Here is an 18,805-nt window from a genome sequence, read left to right as displayed (position 1 = left end):
TTATTTCCTTTATAAAACGTTTTATAGCTCACCAATTCTTAGTCTGTATAAAACGGACTACGCTTATCCGTCGCACCGTATAAGCCGACACCACCGCCAAGCATTTGACCACCATCACGCGTTAGCGGCGTCCAGCTAATGGCACCTCGACCAGGGCTATAGCGCAACTGCAGTATGTCAAACGGAATGCTAATATAGAAGCCTTTGGTGAAGCTGCCTTCGCCGTACTCTTCAGCAGAAACGTTCGTCTTAGCTGCATAAGCACCAACTATTATACCGCTGTCGAATTTATGGTCGACCGATACTTGCACGCCACGGTCACCCGCCAAGAATTGACCAGCTGCGACACGCACTAGCGTATTTGGCATAAAGCTTGGGCGCCAATAGCCAGTTAAGTGGCCGGTTACAACATCGTAATCGCGGAAACCAAAGTGGTTTTCCCAGTCACGCTGTTTCGCATAGTTGACGTCTAAGCCGACGGCCCAGTTGCTATCGAGTTCGCGATACAGCACTTCACCACCAAAGCCACCAAACATTTGTTCTTGGTATCCTACATAACCTGCGGCAAACCAGCTGTCGTCAATCTGGAAGCGATGGACAAGCTGCAAGTTGCGCAAGAATACATCGCTGCTGGTTACATATTCACGTACATAGGTTCGTACGCGCGGCAATGCGCCGGTTTCGTTACCCGTGGTGTAATTAAACTTGTCGTAATTATCTGCAATGCGTGCACTTGCGGTACCGAAAATGTAGGTGTTACGGCTTAACGAATAAATCACGCGTGCATCAACACCCACCTGATACATATAAAAATCTTCCGGCCCACCAAAGCTTTGGTCTAAAAACGGCTTCACACTGACAGTTGGCAAATCCGCGAATTCAAAATCATATTTATAGAGTGTATCACCCGGCGTTTGGGTCGCTTCACTGCGGCTATAGGCCTGTTGTGTTGTCGCATTGATTGTTCTACGCGCAATGGCATCTTTAAATATGTCAGCGTCAATATTGTTTTGCGCCAAATTAGTGGAGCCGATTTGATCCACAAACTGATACGTTTTAACCGAGTCTGGCACTTCAGTCGCTAACACACGAGCCATTTTTTCAAGGCCAAGTTCACTGTCACGATAACGATATTGGTTGCCATAGAGCGTTAGCGTTTCTTTGTCTTCGCTCAGCGCGATTTCACTTACCCAAGTGCTGGCATCCGAGTTTAGAGCAATGCGTAACTTGCTAAGCTCTTCTTGTTGCTCGAGTTGCGCAATATCCTGCATGCGCGGTGGCGCTGGCGGACGTTTTGGTGTATCAATCTTCGGTTGCACTGCGTTAGCTAGATTCGTACGGATGGTGAAGCCAAACATAAACGTATTGCCACGCTCATAGCTCGCTTTGATACTCATGTTGTTGCCGAGGTCGTATTCTAGGCCATAGTTCCAGCGTGAGTCTTGCGGCACGGTGACTCTTGATGGTTCATTACGATAGTTATTACTGTCGTATTCAACTTTGATAGTGAGCGGGTCCCACGGCGTTTGGTACTCAACTCCTCCGAACCAAGCGGTATTGCCCTTAAACCATTTATCGACTTCGAAATCACCGCCTGTGCCAGTAGTTCCAGATGGACGATTACAAAACTCATCGGTAAGTTTACAAAATGGATTAGTGATATTGGCATTTTTACCCAGATACCCCCACCCTAAGCCAGCTGTGAAATCAAAATTACCGATACGCTTACTTGCCGCGATGTATTCGCCAGCGAATAAACCTGTCCCGGCGACATCTCGGACGCCAACACTCGTTTCCGGCAGCCAGCGGCTCTCTTCGGTTAACCGTAGTTTTAAATCGACACCACGATCTTTGTAGGTTTGATCGCCTGAGAATCCTTCAAACTGGCTGTAAAGTCGCGTGCGGATATCGTTATAACGAATGGTTGCTTCTAGCCACGGGAACAACTGCAGGTTTAACGCCCAACGGCGATATTCTTCTTGATCATGATAGGTGAAACTAAATTCACCTTGCTCAGCGTGGCGGCCACTTGGCATTTGCAATAAACCAACGCTACCGAAATCGCTGATAGACGGGCGGAGTTTTTCTTTAGGCTCGCCTAACCATAAAGTCGGCGGCTCAATTTTAGTTCCTGTTTGTGCGTCGGGTACATATTGGCTGAGCGTAGTGAAGTGCGCTCTGCGTTGTGCACCTAATGTTGGTTGCAATGGGTTCCAATATTTCGCTAACTGCACCAGTTCTTGGTTAATGTGTTTGAATTCATTGGGTAGTTTTCGCTCGTTGAATAGCACTACCAATTTTGCACCAGCCGAAAATTTCTGGCTATGCGCGTTGTGTGGATCAATATTGATGATTTGAACATCGCCTGCGGCACTAACTTGTACTACTTTGCCATGTTGCGCTATCGCTTCAATGCGATCGTGAAAATTCTCATTAACGCTGCTTTCTCGTGCAGTAAAGTTTGGATGATAACGCATCACAAACGGCACCCACACCGCGCCTACAACTTGCAAGTCTGCAAACTGATGCTCCGCAATCGTCGGCATCAATAACTGATAGCGTTTTGGTTGTTCGGCGCTACCTTGGGGTAGCATCGGGTTTGCATGGATATTTAAACGCGCCTCATCAAAGTTACTGCTTAGACTACTCTTTTTATTGATATCAACGCCGTAGGTAATATCCTTTGGTCCTTGCTCAACATGACCTCGACCAATCGGTTCTGCCCCAACTAACGGCCAATCAGCAACCTGCACGGCCATGCGATTCATTAGTTGCGCATAACTATCTTCACCTTGCTCGCGAAAATGCGCTTGCAGTGCATATAAATCTTGAGTGAGCTTGCGTTGTCGCTGTGTAATCTCGAAATGCTTTTCGGCACTGACTAGACGCACACCCGGCCAAAATATTTCCTCACTATTTAAGTTCGCTTGCTCAAACACTTGTGACAAACGCGGACTACCCGCGAATTGGATTTCTGGTTGATATTGTGGCCCCTGAATTTTTACTGCCACAGTTGCTTGCTGTGCGTTAGCAACGAAGCTGCCCGAACCTAAAACGAATGCAATAGAAGCGGCAATAACTGAGTGATTTTTTATTTTCATGTTGGTTTTCATTTCTCAGCTATCCCTTCGTTGGTGTAGGGCTTAACTTCTTCAATATCGGCATACACGTTTGGTGGCGCGATAAGCTGACGTGACTTAACGATTCTGCCACTATCAGTATCAATGAAAAACGTATTAGTAAACGCTTCATTGGTTTCTTCAATTTTGATGGCTTTAAAGGTTGCGCCAGTGGCCAACGTCACTTGTTCGGCTTCTTTTTGGCTAAACGTTGACTGATAGTGATACAACCGGTCATTGATATGTTCAGGCGTTGCTGTCGTCACCCAAACGTCCCGCTCCCATTTTTGGGGACAATGCGCAGTGGTTGTTTTATTGATAATCGCTATTCGAATGCAGGCTAGAGGATCATTGTCTAATTGGCTAGTTAGGGCTATCGCACCACTCATGTTGTTAGTGGCAATAATGCGGCCATGTTTGGTATGGATGATTTCATCTCCACCAGTGCGCCATTTGAGCACGCCCTTATCATCGAATGCCAATGCCATAAATGCGCGCGGACGCTCGGTGACTTGAATATAGCTACCGGCGTATGGGAATTCTTCGATCTCTTGCAGGCTGAGGGTCACGTCTTCTGGAGAACTGAACAATGCCGACGTGATTTCTGCATAGTTTTGGAGGCGCACACTGCAGCCGCCAAGCGCGAATGAAATGACTATTAGAAACAAAATACTGATGGATAGCTGTTGGCGCGACGTCATTTATGTCAGTTCTTAGTTTATAGTTATTGAGCCGACGAATAGTAACATAATTATTACGTTTCCCCAATAAAAAAGCCGCAAGCTTGCGCTTGCGACTTTTATTTTACTTCAAACTAACTTACATACCTGCAGTAGAGGTAGTGGTACCAGGTGCAGTTGAAGTAGTAGTACCTGGGTTAGTTGGCTCTTCTGGCTCTTCCGGATCAACTGGATCAACTGGCTTTGGAGCTACGAAGTCGTCGTCGTCGTCAGTTGCAACAACTAAAACGGCTACGCCAGCAACACCAGCTGCTACCATTGCACCAGTAGTGAACGCAGCACCTGAACCAGATGCTTCAGCGCCACCAGCTTGACCAGATGCCATTGCAGTTGGCGCTAACGCCATTAATGCAGCAGCAAACAATGCTGATAAAGTTTTCATAGTATATCCTCTTCCTTACGTCTTTGATTGGCCAATCAGCCCACGTCTATGTGGGTGATTACTTTGAAATCTATCAGGTTGTTGCATAAGTGTAAAGGCGAATTTTGTAAGTCAGAGGTGGGGTGCAGTCCAAGGACTGCACCCTCTTCCTTTAGAAGTGGAAGTTACCACTCAGTGCAACATAGCTGTTGTCGGAGTCAACGAGCGTATAGCCAAGGCCGAGGCTGAAATCGCGGTTGATGTAATACTGGCCGCTGATGCTCCACTCTTGGTCGCTGTCGTCGTAGATGTCGACGTGGCGCACGTTGGCGTCAACTTCGAAGGCGTCGGTTAGGCGGGTACGCATACCAATTTGCGCGTTCCAGCCGGTGTCGTCTTCACTGAAGTCGCCAGCACCAGAGGTGTCGATGTCGATTTCGTTGTATACCAAGCCACCGCTGACATAGGCCACCATGTTGTTCATTTGGTAGAACTTGAAGCCAAGGTTGCCGTACAGCGTGCTGGAGGTCGCGTCGACGTCGAAGCCGCTAACGGTATAGTCGTCGGTGGCGTAGATATAGTTGACGTCAAAGAACCAGTCTTGGTTGATTGAGCGGTTGAACTGCAGACCGGCGCCGTTCAAGGTTTCACCGTCGAGGTCATAGTTGACGTAGCTAACGCCGAGTTTGTCGAAGCTTGGCTGCTGTTGTGTTTGTTGAGCCTGTGCGGTTGTCGCAGTGGTTAATGCGGCAATTACAGCTGCGGCTACTGACATTTTTGTTACGAAAGGTTTCATTGCTCTCTTCCTTTTGTTGAAGTCCTGGCTTCAGCATAGGCGAGAGGTGGGGTGCAGTCCAAGGACTGCACCCTCCTTTTGCTCAGAATTTACGTGCTTTCTTAGTCTTGCTTGTGCAAGTGCACATCCATTTGAGGGTATGGAATGCCGATATCGTTTTTGTCTAATGCGATCTTAATTTCACGCATCAAATCCCAATACACACCCCAGTAATCCGAGCTCTTAACCCACGGACGAACAATGAAATCGACCGATGAGCTGTTTAACGCATGCACCTGAATATTCCACGCTGGGTCTTTCAGCAAGCGGCTTTCGGCTTTCAGCACGCTTTCAAGCACTTCTTTGGTTTTGTGCAAGTCGGCATCGTATGACACGCCGATGAGCAGATCGACGCGGCGCGTATCTTCTCGGTTGTAATTGGTGATCGGCGAGCCAGTAATCTGCGCATTTGGAACAAATACGACCTTGTTATCTGGCGTTTTCAAGATAGTTTGGAAGATGTTTACTTCCTCAACGGTACCTGACACACCACCCGCATCGACGTATTCGCCGGCTTTGAACGGACGGAACAAGATGATCAACACGCCAGAGGCCATATTTGACAGTGAACCCTGCAAAGACAGGCCGATTGCCAAGCCGGCAGCACCTAAAATGGCGATAAATGAAGTGGTTTCAACACCGACTTGCGACAATGCCATCAATACTGCGGCAATGAAAATAACCGAGCGAACAATGGCGCCAAGGAAACTAATTACGGCTTTATCGGTGCCGCGCTTTTCCATGCCTTTGCCCATTAATTTGGCAACCGAATTCGCCACAATCTTACCGACAATTAAGATGATAATTGCGACGATGAATTTCACCGTGTAGCTGAGAATTAGCTCTTGATTGTCGCTAATCCAGGTCATAACTTGATCCATAAATACTCCTTTTTACCATTTAAAGTTGTAGCGGCCTTGAGCGTCTGGTTTTCCGATGAAAACTAACAACTCGGAAATTGGCTGTGGTGTTTGCAGCGTTGGTTTTAGACTGCCGGTTAAGCTTACTTGCAGCGCATCGATACGCCCATTTACTTGTGCGTCTAAACGTAAACCGACGATGTTATTATCGTCGATTCTAACATTTATGCCATTTTCAGCGTTGCATGTGAGCGTTGCTAAATAATCACCAAGCTCATGCCACTGTTGATTGATGCGCATTTCTGTTTGCCGTGTGTTGATTGTACCAGCTAACGCATCGCAGATCTTTCCGCTATTAAAATCAGATACTTGATAATCATTGATATCAAGTTCGAAGTTACCAGCCATAGTGATCGGTACGGGCAGCTTTAGTTGTTGGATCGCCGGCTGCATGGCCCCTTTGAGATTACCTTTGAGTTGCGCTTGCGAAAGGCCGGCATTAATTTCGGCAGTGCCGTAAAGATAATTCTTCGACGGAATATCGAGTGCGATTTCAGCTTTCGCCAAGAACAACTTCCACGGGTTCAGTTGCCACTGCACATCTTCAAGAACTAAGGTGCCGCCGGTTGGCAATTCGGCGCTAATATTCGCCTTGCCGTTCCAAATCGTTCCGGCGGTGGAGGAGACGTGCAGTCCCTGCTCCGGAGCTAGGCCTGCACCCCACTTAACCACCGAAGCTGGTGTCAGCGCCACCAACGCGATTACGTACAACGGGATTAACCACAATAACCAACGCCACGACATCATTCAGCCACCTGCAAACGGCGCACGCGCACGATACCCGGTTCGCCGCCTTCTGTTGCATCAAGATGCTCAATGACGAGTCCGGCTCGCGTTTCGAGGTTTTCAATCAGCTGCAATAAGGTGTTAAACGGCACTTGGTCTATCACGACGACCAAACTATCCGATTGCGGTTGCATGCGTGTGACTTCAATTTTGGCGGCGCTGGCGAGGCGTGTGACGCGCTCGCTCATGCTACCTGACATGCTGGAGGTGGGGGTGCTGTCCTTGGACTGCACCCCTCCTGTTTGCGCAAGGTAGCGGCCGGTGTTTTCACGCACCCACTGCAATAACTCTTGCTGCGCATCGATTTTTGCTTCGCGCTCGGCGATGCCATCAGCTAACGGTTTCCACGCAATGAAATACGCCAGCGTAATCACAAAGAGCACTACGGCGACACTTACCAGCAGCTTCTCGCGCTGATTCATTTGATTTAACTGTGCTTCGAGACCCGGCACGCGCTGCACAAACTGCTGTAACAAATTAGCCATCATGCGTCCTTCTTCACAGTTAATGCGCCGCTAACAGCACCGCTTTGGTTATTCACAGGGCCTTGCTCAACAACGACTTGTCCGCCTTGATTCGCGACTTTACGGAAATTCTCTAAGCTCGCAAAACTGTTGGCTGTTACTTGCATGCGTAAGGTTTTATCGTCGTAACGAATCAGCTCAACTCTGACATCGCGATTGGCTTTAAACGCACCTTCAAGATGCGCTAATAACTCAAGCGGCGATGATTTCGTGCCCTGCATCCCGACGGTTTCCAAATGACGATTCAACTGCGACCGAACATTCACAATACGCTTTTCGTCTGGGAACGCATCGCGGTAGGTTTGCTCGATGGCCTGTTCAAGTTGCTCACTTTGCTGACCCAGTTGCACGTAGTTAATCACCTGCGTGGTATAAGCAATCGCCAACAACACACCTGCGGCAATCGCGGCTGGTTTGTAAGTGCTTGCTTTCACGCTTTTGCGCTTCTTACTTTGTGAGCGGAAATCTTGTTGACGTAAATTAATCATCGGTGGCGCCGCTTTACGCGCATTATAGGTCGTCGCAACCACGCTCAGTGGCACCTCAATATCCATTTGCTCGACCGGTTGCAGCAGCATACCTTCTGTCACGACCGGTGCCAGTGCCGTATCTGTTGTGAAACCAGTGTATTGGCCGATACGCACAATAACCGTATCGCCCAGCGTGAGTGAGGTGGCGTGCAGTCCTTGCTCCGGAGCGGGGTCTGCACCCTCTTGTTGATCTGCGTTTTGCGGTTGTGCAATAGGTGCCGGCACCATGAAAATATCAGGGTAGATTTCATCGCACTGAATATCAGCAGTATCAAGCGCATTCAGCCAATTTTGCATGGCGTCGCGGGCGACAACAGCAACGTGCAGTCCAAGGACTGCACCCCCTTTTTTCGCCGGAGGCCAGGCAAAGTGCAACTCGCTAATGTCCTGCGCCAACTCATCTTCCAGCGCATTCGGCACCACTTGCGGCAACATGCGAATCGCGCTACTTGGCAGCTCCACTTGAGTCAGCAGCACGTCGGTGCCCGGCGCATAACAAATCACCTCGCGACTGCGCGCATGATCAGTCAGTTGGTTCAACTCGGACAGATCATTCAGCGTTCCGCTTGCAATTAATTCGCTTTGCGCTGGGCTCCAAATCAGCCAGTGCAGTGGCTCGCGTTCTGCCGAGCCCAAGCGGATAAATAGTTGTTCCATAATCTAAGGTTCTCCTGCGCCGCGATACAATACTTCTGCGGTCTCGCTGGTGATTAAAAACTGGCTTTCGGCCGCCATCATGAGGTCACCATAACCAATTTTTGCGTTTAATTGAAAATACTTACTCTTCACATCTAAATCGTCAAGTGCGCCGCCGATGGTTTGCGCGGTAACGCCCGATGGCGTCACACCGCCACCAAAATTCGGCCGCGTCCCGCGTGTCGCCGCATCATTTAAAGCGCCATTATTACGCGCATCATCCATACTTTCATAGCCATCTTGCCGACGCGACGCCAGGTAACTTGCGGCATCGCCCCTCGACATGGCCCCCACAGTGACGGCTTGCAATAGCTCTGGTTGATTTTTATCTACGGTATTAATGTTCAGTTTTAATGTGTTATCTCGCGGTATCACACAAACGTACGGTTTAATTTGGTTATAAATACGCGCTGTCACACCCCGCACTAAGCGTAATTCGCTCACGTGAACCAGCCAACTGTTCGCCGCGCGATATGGGAACTGCAAGCTTTGATAATCGACCGACTCGGCGCCATAACTGCCATCAATGTCGTCGTCGCTATCGAGCCAATCCGCTAACGAATCGACAATGACATCGGCTGCGTACGGTTCCATATTTTCGTCTGTCGCCATCAATAACATGCGCAATTGTGCTTTGCGGCGCTCGCGCAATACGTCGGGTGCAATGGAGCCACCGGTGTTGCCGCTGGTGTTCGCATTTGGATTCGTGTTGGTACCGGAGGTATTCCCAGTTGTGTTGCCCGTGTTCAGCGCTTGCGGAGGTGGGGGTGCAGTCCCAGATCCGGCCCCTGCTCCGGAGCGCGAGCCGCTCCCATCTTCCACGCGTAACGAATTCAAATTAAAACAGCTATGTAAATCTTGAATTTCACCTTTAATGGCGCCGCCATCCACCGGGTAAATACTGTCGCTTTTGCTTTGCTGATACCACATCTGTTGCTGGTGAACGACGCCGTCACTCTCGCTAATTTCGCGTTGTAGCAATTCGCGTACAATCTCTTCAGCACTGAGCCAATACCAATACGCTTGTTCGGCTTGTTGAAAATTGCCAGTGCGCAACACGGTAGTTTGTAAGCGCCCACTTAAGGTAACCGCCATAACGGATACCAGCGCCACCACGAGCAATACCATCAGCAAAGCAACGCCGCGTTGGCGTTTTACAGTCAGTGCGCTTGCGCCTGTTAGACGTGTTCTCACGTTATGGCGACGGCTGGTCATCTAAACCTCCGTCATTAATTAAAAACACCCGCTTGATGGTGCCCCATGCTTTCGTTTCTAGCGTGATTTCCAGCGCCGGTGGTAAGCCTTCGATGTCGTTGATGTCGTTCGAATTATTCCGCTGCGAGGTGGGGGTCTGTCCTTGGACTGCACCCCTCCTTAGCGGTTTGGCGGTGAAAGCGGTAACGCCTTCCAGCACAATGCGCGATACCGGTTCCGATGATTCGCTCACATCCACAAAATTAAAATGCTCGCGGACCAAGTTACCTTCTCGGATCACATAAGCAACCGGCTGCAATTCACTGCGCGGGAACAATCCCAGCGGATTAAACCAGCCGGAACGGACAAAGCCTAAGCGGCCTTCATCGATGAATATATAACGCCCCGTAGGATTATCTCTAGCGACGATTTGGCGAATGTCTTGTTCTAAAATCAGCATACTGTACTGGAGCTTTTCGAGCCGTGCGATAGCCGCTTCGCTCTGCTCACTAGTACGCATAATGGCGTTAATCACTGCGGCCGAAGCCAAGCCGATCACCGCCATAATGACAACGGTGACTAGCACTTCCACTAAGGTAAATCCACGCCGGCGTTGCATCATGGCTGCGCCTCATTAGCACCAGAACCAGAGTCCGGTCCAAGGTAGCGGCTTAATACCACCAACGCGCCGTCATTATTATCCGCTGACTGAGGTTGCTCTTCGAATACCCGCACGGTCACATAAAACACGTCTGCAGTTTGTGTTTTCAATACTTCTGAGCGCCAAAACCATTCTCGAGAACCCACCATTTCCACTCCAGTTGCGCCGTTTTCGGGTGGATAATCCAAACTCACTCGCGCCATTGCATTAGCGCCGGCATATTGAGCCATCGACTTATCTTGCATGTAATTTAAGTCGTTTAAGTGTTGGCTGGTGGCGGCCACAGCGGCCAAAGCCGCGAGAGCGAAAATGCCCAGCGCAAACATCACTTCAACTAAGGTGAAACCGTGCTGACGCTTAGCCATTAATCTTCACGCCCCACATCTCGTTTCAGTTCGATATCAACGCCATCGGTACTAGCAATTTGCCAACTGACCGGCTCACCCAGTAATCCAACGTTACGCACAAACAATTCAAAGGGTGGGAGATCGCCGCTACCAAAAATAAATAATTGGGGTGTGGGTTCACTCGGTGGTTCGTCGTCATCAGAACGCGTACCGAGGTCGTCATCCTCCACCGCGAATACTTCGTTGAGATCAGTGTCATCTTGCTGCAGGAGTTCAAGATCGCCAGCTTCTACGGAAATCTCAATGTTTGTATCCAGCTCGGTTCGGCGCAGGCCACGATGGGAGATATTTTGCCAGCGACCATCGGTGAATTCTAAAAATCGATAGGTATGGCCATTGTCGATGCGCAGGCCTAATACCGCGTGGCGCACTAATGCATATTCGCGAGCATAGCGGATGCGTTCGTATAACACGCGGGCGCTTTCGGCCGTTTCATCGTCGTTGCGATCGGGCACCACAAAGCTGACGGTGAGCGCCAGCATACCAACAACCGCCATGATGACCATGACTTCGACGATGGTGAAGCCTTTAACGCGGTTGATTCGGCTTCTGCGGTTCGCGGCATGATTTGTGGGTATCATCATGAACGGCCTTCGGCCACCCGGCGTAAAACGCCGGGCTACTCGATGTTCCAGTTGCCGATATCGTCGTCGGTACCGGTTTGACCGTCAGGACCAGCCGAGAAGATGTCGAAATCACCGAATTCACCTGGACTTAATAACAGGTATTCGTTGCCCCACGGGTCGGATGGTAAGCGCTGGATGTAACCGCCGCGGCGGTAGTTGCGTGGGCGCGGGTCAATGTTTGGCTCTTCGGTAAGGGCTTCAAGACCTTGTTCGGTGGTCGGGAAGGTGCCGTTATCAAGGCGGTATTGCGCCACAGCATTTTCCAACGAAATGATATCGGTGCGTGCTTTTTGGCGGTTGGCTTGGTCAGCTGAACCGAGCACGTTGGGCAGAATTAATGAAGCCAACAGGCCGAGTATGGCGATGACGACCATTACTTCCATAAGGCTGAATGCGGATTGTTTTTTCATGGTGTTCCTCTGTTTAACACTAATTATGGTTGGCATACGGGATGCCATAAATATTTGGCATTCGGGATGCCACAAATATTAACCGTGCTTCGCACGTCCCGGCGTGAAACGCCGGGCTACAGTCCTACGCTTTGGTTGAGCGCGAGTATGGGTTGAATGATGGCGAGCACGATAAGTAAGACCACGCCAGCCATGACAACGATCAGCGCTGGCTCAAATATTTTTAGCGCGACGTTCATGGTGGTTTCGAAATCACGGTCTTGGTTATCGGCGGCGCGCCCTAACAATTGTTCCAACTCGCCTGATTTTTCGCCGGCGGCAATCATGTGTAGCATCATCGGCGGAAATAATTTGGTTTGTGCTAAGGCAGCGCGTAGCGACGAGCCTTCACGCACACGGTCGCAAGCCTCTTCGACCGCAATTTGCATGGCGCGGTTGCTTAACACGCGGCCGGTTATCCGCAAGCCATCTAATAGCGGTACTGCTGAGGCGGCCAAAATACTCAAGGTGCGTGCAAAGCGTGCGGTGTTTACCCCTTTGATGACGCGCCCAACCAACGGCACTTTTAATAGCACCGCATCAAATTTATCGCGACGCGACGGTTTACGTAATAACTGTCCGCCAACAACTAAGCCAACCAGAATTATCCCCAGCAGGAAGAGCCCATAATTTTGTAAGAAACCACTGACAGCTAACAAGAACGTCGTGGTTGGCGGTAATTCTTGGTCGAGGCCACTAAATTGTTCAACAATTTGTGGCACTACGCTAACCAGCAAGAAAATAATCACGCTAATGGCAACCAGCGTCAAAATCGCCGGATACACCAAGGCTTGCACTAACTGGCCTTTGAGGCGGTTGCGCTGCTCGGTGTAGTCAGCGAGACGGTTCAATACTTCATCAAGATGCCCTGAGCGCTCACCTGCTGCGACCATCGCGGTAAATAATTTATCAAATACATGTGGGTATTCGGACATCGCTTCGGCTAACGAATACCCTTCAACAACTTTTGAGCGAACCGCCATAATTAACTTTTGCAGGCGTGGTTTGTCGGTCTGCTCCGACACCGCAAACAAGGCTTGTTCGATTGGCAATGCAGCCGCAACTAAGGTGGCCAGTTGGCGGGTGATCAAAGCTAAGTCGGCCGCGCCAATACCGCGCGTTTGTAGGCGCTTCAGGAGGGGTGCAGGCCCAGCTCCGGATCCGGTACCGGAGCGAGGACTGGTCCCCTCCTCTGCCAATTCGACAGCAACCGGAATCAAGCCCTGCTCACGTAACTGCGCACGCACTTGGCGCTCGGTGTCGGCTTCAATAACACCTTTCGTTTTGCGTCCGCTGGCGTTTAACGCCTGAAATGCATAGGCTGCCACCGGTTACTCCTCGCGCGTGACGCGCAACACTTCTTCTAAAGTGGTGACGCCGGCAATCACTTTCGCCAAGCCATCGTCACGAATTGACGGTGCCGAAGCGCGCACGTATTTCTCAATCGCTTGCTCGCCATGACCGTTGTGGATCAGCTCACGCACGCGTTCATCCACCACTAATAATTCATGAATACCGGTTCGGCCGCGATAGCCGGTGTGGTTACACTTGTCGCAACCGACCGCACGATACAGCTGCGCTCCACCATCAACGGCACCATCAGCAACATATTCCAGCTCATCGGCAGACGCTTGATACGGCTCTTTGCAATCGTCACACAAGGTACGCACCAAGCGCTGCGCTAGCACCGCCAACAACGACGATGACAGCAAAAATGGTTCCACGCCCATGTCTTCTAAACGCGTAATCGCGCCAGCGGCGGTGTTGGTGTGCAACGTCGACAATACTAAGTGCCCCGTCAAGGACGCCTGCACGCCAATTTGTGCGGTTTCAACATCACGTATCTCACCGACCATCACCACGTCAGGGTCTTGCCGCAAAATCGCACGTAATCCGCGGGCAAAGGTCATGTTCACCTTCGGATTCACCTGCATTTGGCCAATGCCTTCAATGGAATACTCAATTGGATCTTCCACCGTCAAAATATTACGGTCGCGTGAGTTGATCTCCATCAAACCGGCATACAAGGTGGTCGATTTACCCGAGCCGGTCGGGCCGGTTACCAAAATAATGCCGTGAGGCTTTTTAATCAGTTGCGAGAAAATGCGGCGATTCGCTTCGGTCATGCCAAGCTGTTCGAGATTCAAACGCGCGTTATTCTTATCCAGCAAACGCAACACCACCCGCTCACCGTGATTCGATGGCATGGTGGATACCCGCACATCCACTGCGCGCCCAGCAATGAGCAAGCTAATACGACCATCTTGCGGCACCCGCTTCTCGGCGATATCCAACTGCGCCATGACCTTGATCCGCGACACCAGCAACGAGCTCAATTTACGGTTCGGGCGAATCACCTCGCGCAATACGCCGTCGATACGAAACCGCACCAACAGGTCTTTCTCAAAGGTTTCAATGTGAATATCCGAAGCGCCTTCTTTGATGGCTTCCGAGAGCATGGCGTTGATGAGTTTGATGATTGGTGCGTCATCTTCGCTTTCCAGCAAGTCTTCGGTTTGCGGCAGCTCATCGGCCAACGAAAATAGGTTGCTTTCGTTGCCAATATCTTCCATTAGCTGCTTCGCTTCCGACGAATCGCGTTGGTACGCCTGCGTCAAAATCGCTTCAAACTCATCGGCGCTGTGTTCTTGCAATACAAACGGGGCGCCCAAAACACGGCGCACTTCGAGCAGCGCTTGTGGCGTGACGCCGTGACGCGCATGCACCACCGCATCATTCGCAGTGCCATCATCTGCGGCATCAGCGTAGGCCACCACCACGCCATGGCGTTTTGCAAACGCAAATGGCAACCGTCGCGGTGCCACTTGCGCGGCCACATTCGCGATATCAGTCATTGCCACTGCCCTTTTTCTCTTCTTCCATGTACTTTTCAAACGACGGCGGCAACGTTAACGGGCCATCCCACTCCGGCAATACCGGTTGGTCGGTTAATGGCATCAATGAAATGCCATCTTCGTCGGCTTTAATTTGTTCAGCCCGAATATAATTGTATTTCCGTGACGAGATCTGCGTTGCCGCTCCGCTATCACGTACAATGGTTGGGCGTAAAAACACCATCAAGTTGCGCTTTTGACGCGATGTTGAGGTGCTCTTAAACAGATGTCCCAAGAATGGAATGTCGCCTAAAATCGGCACCTTTGATTCTGACTCTTGCACGTCTTCGTCAATCAAGCCGCCTAATACAATGGTCTCGCCGTCGTCGGCCATCACCACAGTTTTCAATTCACGTTTGTTGATGGTGATATCTACTGCGGTAGCGCCGCTAATACTCGACACTTCCTGCTCAATCACCAACTGCACGCCGCTACCTTCGTTAATTTGCGGGGTAACTTTTAATTTAATACCCACATCTTCACGCTCAACGGTTTGGAACGGATTATCGTTGTTCGAACCCGTCGTCGCACCGGTAATCGTCGGCACCGATTGACCGACCAAGAACGATGCTTCTTCGTTATCCACCGTCATAATTGACGGCGTCGCCAAAATATTCGAGTTGGTATTGGTGGTCACGGCTTGCAAAATTGCGCCCCAATCGTTACGCACCACACCAACCATCATGCCGTTCACATTCTGCAAAACCTGCGCCAATAGAGACACGTCACCCGGGCGATCCGGTTCGCGGGTTTTTACCACGTTGCCATCAACAATCGTGGTGGTTTCCGTACCCGGTTGCTCACGGGCTAAATATGCACCCGCCGCAACCTGACCAATCGGTGCCTGACGGCCATTGTTGTATTGCACCATACCGCCGTCTTCGCTAATCCATTGCAGACCGAAATCGACGCCATCGCCTTCCATGATTTCAACAATAATCGCTTCAACATGTACCTGTGCACGACGAATATCGAGCTGACGAATCACGCCTTCTAAGCTGGCTAACAAATCTGGCTGTGCGGTAATCACCAAGGAGTTGGATGCATCATGCGCACTAATTGAGATTTGGCCATTGGACGAGCTCACACGACGCGCCGCGGCAGTGGTGCCAGCGGCAGCCGACGCTGACTCTTTCTCAGCCTGTAAACTTTGGCTGACGCCCTGCAGCACTTCAACAAGCTCTTCAGCTTTCGCGTATTTCAAGTAGTAAACGCGGGTGTTGCCTTCGGTTTTCAAATCTTGGTCAAGCTGGTTAATCAGCTTCATCACGCGCTCGCGGGCACGCGGCTCGCCGCTAATCACTACACTGTTGGTACGCTCGTCGGCAACGATTTTCGGAATCAATAATGGTGGTGTGCCATCGTTGGCTTTTTCAAACAAGCTCAAGGCAATGCGCACCACTTCGGAAGCCGATGCAAATTCAAGCTTCACCACGGTTACGTCTTGGTCGCCGGCACGGTCAACGCGCTCGATAATCTCAACCAAGCGTTGTACAGTCTCGCTGCGACCGGTAATCATGATCACGTTCGACGGATCGTAGCTCACCACGTTGCCGCCACCACTTTGGTCGTTCAGCAATCGTAACAGTGGCGCGAGTTCACGCACGCTGACGTTAGCAACCGGCACCACGCGCGTAATCAGCGTATCGCCGCCTAATGAATTGTCATCCACCACTGGAATCGCGCCGTTGCGGGCGTCTTTATCGCGCATGACTTTAATCACGCCCGACTCCATTTCAATGGTGGCGAAGCCGTACACATCCAACACGTTCAAGAAGAACTGCCAGTATTGGCTTTCGTTCATCACATCGTAGCTGCGCACGTCAATACGACCGCGCACATCCGGGTCAATAATGATGGTGCGGCCCAAATTACGTCCGACCACTTGAATAAATTCGGTAATATCAGTGTTTTTAAAGCTGGCGGCGTATTCAACTGGCTCATCTGCCGTTTGGCGTTGCTGCTGCGTTGCTTGGCGTGATTGCTGTGCGCTCACATCGTGGAATGTTCCCGAGAGCGCGGCGCCGAGTGTGATGGCCAATGCCAATGAGGTTTTACGCATACTTATCCCTTAATTTCCTTGCTCTTGGTCTTGCACAACCTCAGCAGGTAAATCTCGAATATCGAGTTGCAAGTCGACCGGTTCATTGCCGCGCAGCACGGTTACCGTAGCTTGTGTCATATCACCGAGTTCGCTGGTGACTTTCATCGCGGTACTTATGTTCGTTAAATCTTGGCCATTAATAGCCACTGCCAAGTCGCCGTCACGAAAACCGGCTTGGCGGAATAATTCTGGATTTTTACCTGGGCTCAAACGATAACCACGAATACCGCTACCGCCGCGCACAGGCATGATTTGAATATACTCCAGTAAGCTTTCTGGATTCACTGCCGACGCGGTGACTTCTGTCGGTGCATCACTGCGACGCGGGCTTGAGCCACCATCACGCACGGCACGACCTGAGGTGCGAACTTCTGCATTCGACATATTTGCCATGGTTAATGACAGTCCATCGCTCAGTTCGCCGATGCCCTCGAGTTCAAGGGTTTCAAGACGGCCGTTGTTATCGAGGATCACGCGGTCTGCGTATATTTCTTTAATGAGTACCTGTGTGCCTTCCAGCTTATCACCCACCACATAAACTTCTTGATTGCCGCTACGTTCAATAATTGCTGCGGAGCGCTCCGGCACATTCGAAGCGGATACACCGAGCAGTCGGATATTCAAAGACGTTTTTGGGGCATTGGAAGACGCTTGTGGCGCATTGGTACTGGCGGAGCCAAATAAGTCGAGCGCAATAATAGACCGTGCTGAATAGGAGGTGTCAGCACCTTGGTTGGCGATTTGAATGGGCCCCGAAGGCACCTCGCTGGCGGGCGTTATCAGCTGCCAGGTAAGTTGCGCGCCAAACCAAACTGCCGCGACTGCGCAAACCGCAGTGATCAGTGCGTTGACGTGCGTGTTCTGTATCTGCATGGGTTAATACTACGCTTTCGTTATAATTATGTGACAATTGCGTCTTTTGGTCATTCTAGCCTTACTATACACAAGAGAACAGATCAAATTCGAGGATTCTGGTATAATGCCGCCACTTTTTTACACAAGTATGACAGACGTATTATCACCATGAGCAAAAACGATACCCATTACCCAACCGATCAGCTGTTGCGCTATACGTTTTTAGAGCAAGACGTGCGTGGCGAACTGGTGCAATTGAGCACCAGTTATCAACGCATGATTCTAGGACACGATTACCCGGCGCCAGTTCAACGTTTGTTGGGTGAATTAATGGCGGCCACCTCTTTATTAACCGCCACGTTGAAGTTTGAAGGCCATATTTCGATTCAAATTCAAGGCGATGGCCCAGTGAATTTTGTCGCGGTGAATGGCTCGCATCATCAGGAGCTACGCGGGATTGCTCGTGTGCGTTCAGACATTGCTGACGATATGAACGACTTGCGTACGTTGATGGGCGCGAAAGCGGTGATGGTGATCACGTTAACGCCACTGGAAGGTGAGCGCTATCAGGGCGTGGTCAGTGCCGATAACGATTCGATTGCGCGCGTTGTCGAAGATTACTTTATGCAATCTGAACAGTTACGCACGCGTATTTGGCTATTTGCTGACGGTGAGCACGCTGCTGGAATGATGCTGCAGGTGATGCCTGCAGCAGGCACGACCTTGGAAGCCTTCGAGCACCTTGAGCACCTCACCGACACCATTAGCGCAGTTGAATTATTTACTTTGCCAGGCGAGCAAGTACTACATCGCTTGTACCATGAAGAGCATGTTGAGTTGTACCCCGCTCAGCCGGTTAGCTTCAAGTGCGGCTGCTCACGCGAAGGCACGCTCGAAGCTTTGGCATCAGTGTCGCCCGAAGAACTACGCGAAATCATTGCCGAAGAAGGCGCCGTCGTGATGACCTGCGACTACTGCCAAACCGAGTACCGCTTCACCGAACAGGACCTGTAGCCCGGCGTTCCACGCCGGGTGGCGCAACGCGCCGTTATTATCTGGGGCTTCCGCGATGGTGGTAGCCCGGCGTTCCACGCCGGGTGGCGC

General features: G+C 50.7%; 18 protein-coding genes. 1 reads left to right on the top strand and 17 read right to left on the bottom strand.

Going from position 1 to position 18,805, the window contains the following annotated elements:
- Nucleotides 1–38: 38 nt before the first annotated feature.
- The 17 genes from CWI82_RS02915 to gspC all read right to left on the bottom strand — a co-directional run bounded on the left by CWI82_RS02915 (nt 39) and on the right by gspC (nt 17,719).
- Nucleotides 39–3,101 (bottom strand): YjbH domain-containing protein, encoded by a 3,063-nt coding sequence (locus CWI82_RS02915; RefSeq protein ID WP_165383867.1) that lies wholly within the window; start codon nt 3,099–3,101, stop codon nt 39–41.
- Nucleotides 3,102–3,109: 8 nt separating this feature from the next.
- Nucleotides 3,110–3,820: a YjbF family lipoprotein gene (locus tag CWI82_RS02910; RefSeq protein ID WP_130202609.1), complete on the bottom strand. Its 711-nt coding sequence runs from the start codon at nt 3,818–3,820 to the stop codon at nt 3,110–3,112.
- 118 nt (nt 3,821–3,938) lie between these two features.
- A complete protein-coding gene (locus tag CWI82_RS02905; protein ID WP_130202608.1) occupies nt 3,939–4,241 on the bottom strand; it encodes a hypothetical protein in 303 nt (100 codons plus the stop codon).
- A 151-nt stretch (nt 4,242–4,392) separates the two neighbouring features.
- The gene (locus tag CWI82_RS02900; protein ID WP_130202607.1) at nt 4,393–5,016 is read right to left on the bottom strand and encodes an outer membrane protein; all 624 of its coding nucleotides are present in this window, start codon (nt 5,014–5,016) and stop codon (nt 4,393–4,395) included.
- Nucleotides 5,017–5,117: 101 nt separating this feature from the next.
- On the bottom strand, nt 5,118–5,936 hold the full coding sequence (locus CWI82_RS02895; RefSeq protein WP_130202606.1) for a mechanosensitive ion channel domain-containing protein: 819 nt from the start codon (nt 5,934–5,936) through the stop codon (nt 5,118–5,120).
- Nucleotides 5,937–5,948: 12 nt separating this feature from the next.
- Entirely contained in the window at nt 5,949–6,722 is a 774-nt protein-coding gene (locus CWI82_RS02890; RefSeq protein ID WP_130202605.1) for a type II secretion system protein N, read from the bottom strand.
- Nucleotides 6,719–7,249 carry a type II secretion system protein GspM gene (gene gspM / locus CWI82_RS02885; protein ID WP_130202604.1) on the bottom strand — a complete coding sequence of 177 codons (531 nt, stop codon included), beginning with the start codon at nt 7,247–7,249 and terminating at the stop codon, nt 6,719–6,721. The genes CWI82_RS02890 and gspM overlap by 4 nt, the downstream gene beginning before the upstream one ends.
- Nucleotides 7,246–8,472, bottom strand: a complete 1,227-nt coding sequence (gene gspL, locus CWI82_RS02880) for a type II secretion system protein GspL (RefSeq protein ID WP_130202603.1) — start codon at nt 8,470–8,472, stop codon at nt 7,246–7,248. The genes gspM and gspL overlap by 4 nt, the downstream gene beginning before the upstream one ends.
- A gap of 3 nt (nt 8,473–8,475) precedes the next feature.
- Nucleotides 8,476–9,726, bottom strand: coding sequence for a type II secretion system minor pseudopilin GspK (gene gspK / locus CWI82_RS02875; protein ID WP_130202602.1), 1,251 nt, complete (start codon nt 9,724–9,726; stop codon nt 8,476–8,478).
- Nucleotides 9,707–10,327 carry a type II secretion system minor pseudopilin GspJ gene (gene gspJ, locus CWI82_RS02870; protein ID WP_130202601.1) on the bottom strand — a complete coding sequence of 207 codons (621 nt, stop codon included), beginning with the start codon at nt 10,325–10,327 and terminating at the stop codon, nt 9,707–9,709. Before gspJ ends, gspK begins: the two co-directional genes overlap by 20 nt.
- The gene (gspI, locus tag CWI82_RS02865) at nt 10,324–10,731 is read right to left on the bottom strand and encodes a type II secretion system minor pseudopilin GspI (protein ID WP_130202600.1); all 408 of its coding nucleotides are present in this window, start codon (nt 10,729–10,731) and stop codon (nt 10,324–10,326) included. The genes gspJ and gspI overlap by 4 nt, the downstream gene beginning before the upstream one ends.
- The gene (locus CWI82_RS02860; protein ID WP_130203192.1) at nt 10,731–11,357 is read right to left on the bottom strand and encodes a prepilin-type N-terminal cleavage/methylation domain-containing protein; all 627 of its coding nucleotides are present in this window, start codon (nt 11,355–11,357) and stop codon (nt 10,731–10,733) included. Before CWI82_RS02860 ends, gspI begins: the two co-directional genes overlap by 1 nt.
- A 35-nt stretch (nt 11,358–11,392) precedes the next feature.
- Nucleotides 11,393–11,809, bottom strand: a complete 417-nt coding sequence (gspG, locus tag CWI82_RS02855) for a type II secretion system major pseudopilin GspG (protein ID WP_130202599.1) — start codon at nt 11,807–11,809, stop codon at nt 11,393–11,395.
- Nucleotides 11,810–11,925: 116 nt separating this feature from the next.
- On the bottom strand, nt 11,926–13,176 hold the full coding sequence (gene gspF, locus CWI82_RS02850; protein WP_130202598.1) for a type II secretion system inner membrane protein GspF: 1,251 nt from the start codon (nt 13,174–13,176) through the stop codon (nt 11,926–11,928).
- A 3-nt stretch (nt 13,177–13,179) separates the two neighbouring features.
- Nucleotides 13,180–14,703 carry a type II secretion system ATPase GspE gene (gene gspE, locus CWI82_RS02845; protein ID WP_130202597.1) on the bottom strand — a complete coding sequence of 508 codons (1,524 nt, stop codon included), beginning with the start codon at nt 14,701–14,703 and terminating at the stop codon, nt 13,180–13,182.
- Entirely contained in the window at nt 14,696–16,804 is a 2,109-nt protein-coding gene (gene gspD, locus CWI82_RS02840; protein ID WP_130202596.1) for a type II secretion system secretin GspD, read from the bottom strand. The genes gspE and gspD overlap by 8 nt, the downstream gene beginning before the upstream one ends.
- Nucleotides 16,805–16,813: 9 nt before the next feature.
- On the bottom strand, nt 16,814–17,719 hold the full coding sequence (gene gspC, locus CWI82_RS02835; protein ID WP_130202595.1) for a type II secretion system protein GspC: 906 nt from the start codon (nt 17,717–17,719) through the stop codon (nt 16,814–16,816).
- Nucleotides 17,720–17,869: 150 nt separating this feature from the next.
- Between gspC and hslO the strand changes: the two genes are divergently transcribed.
- On the top strand, nt 17,870–18,715 hold the full coding sequence (hslO, locus tag CWI82_RS02830; protein ID WP_130202594.1) for an Hsp33 family molecular chaperone HslO: 846 nt from the start codon (nt 17,870–17,872) through the stop codon (nt 18,713–18,715).
- Nucleotides 18,716–18,805 lie beyond the last annotated feature (90 nt).

It is taken from the genome of Pseudidiomarina tainanensis, from assembly GCF_004214835.1.
GTDB lineage: Bacteria > Pseudomonadota > Gammaproteobacteria > Enterobacterales > Alteromonadaceae > Pseudidiomarina > Pseudidiomarina tainanensis.
The sequence above is the reverse complement of the archived record's forward strand: the minus strand, read 5'-3'. Positions and strand labels throughout refer to the sequence as shown.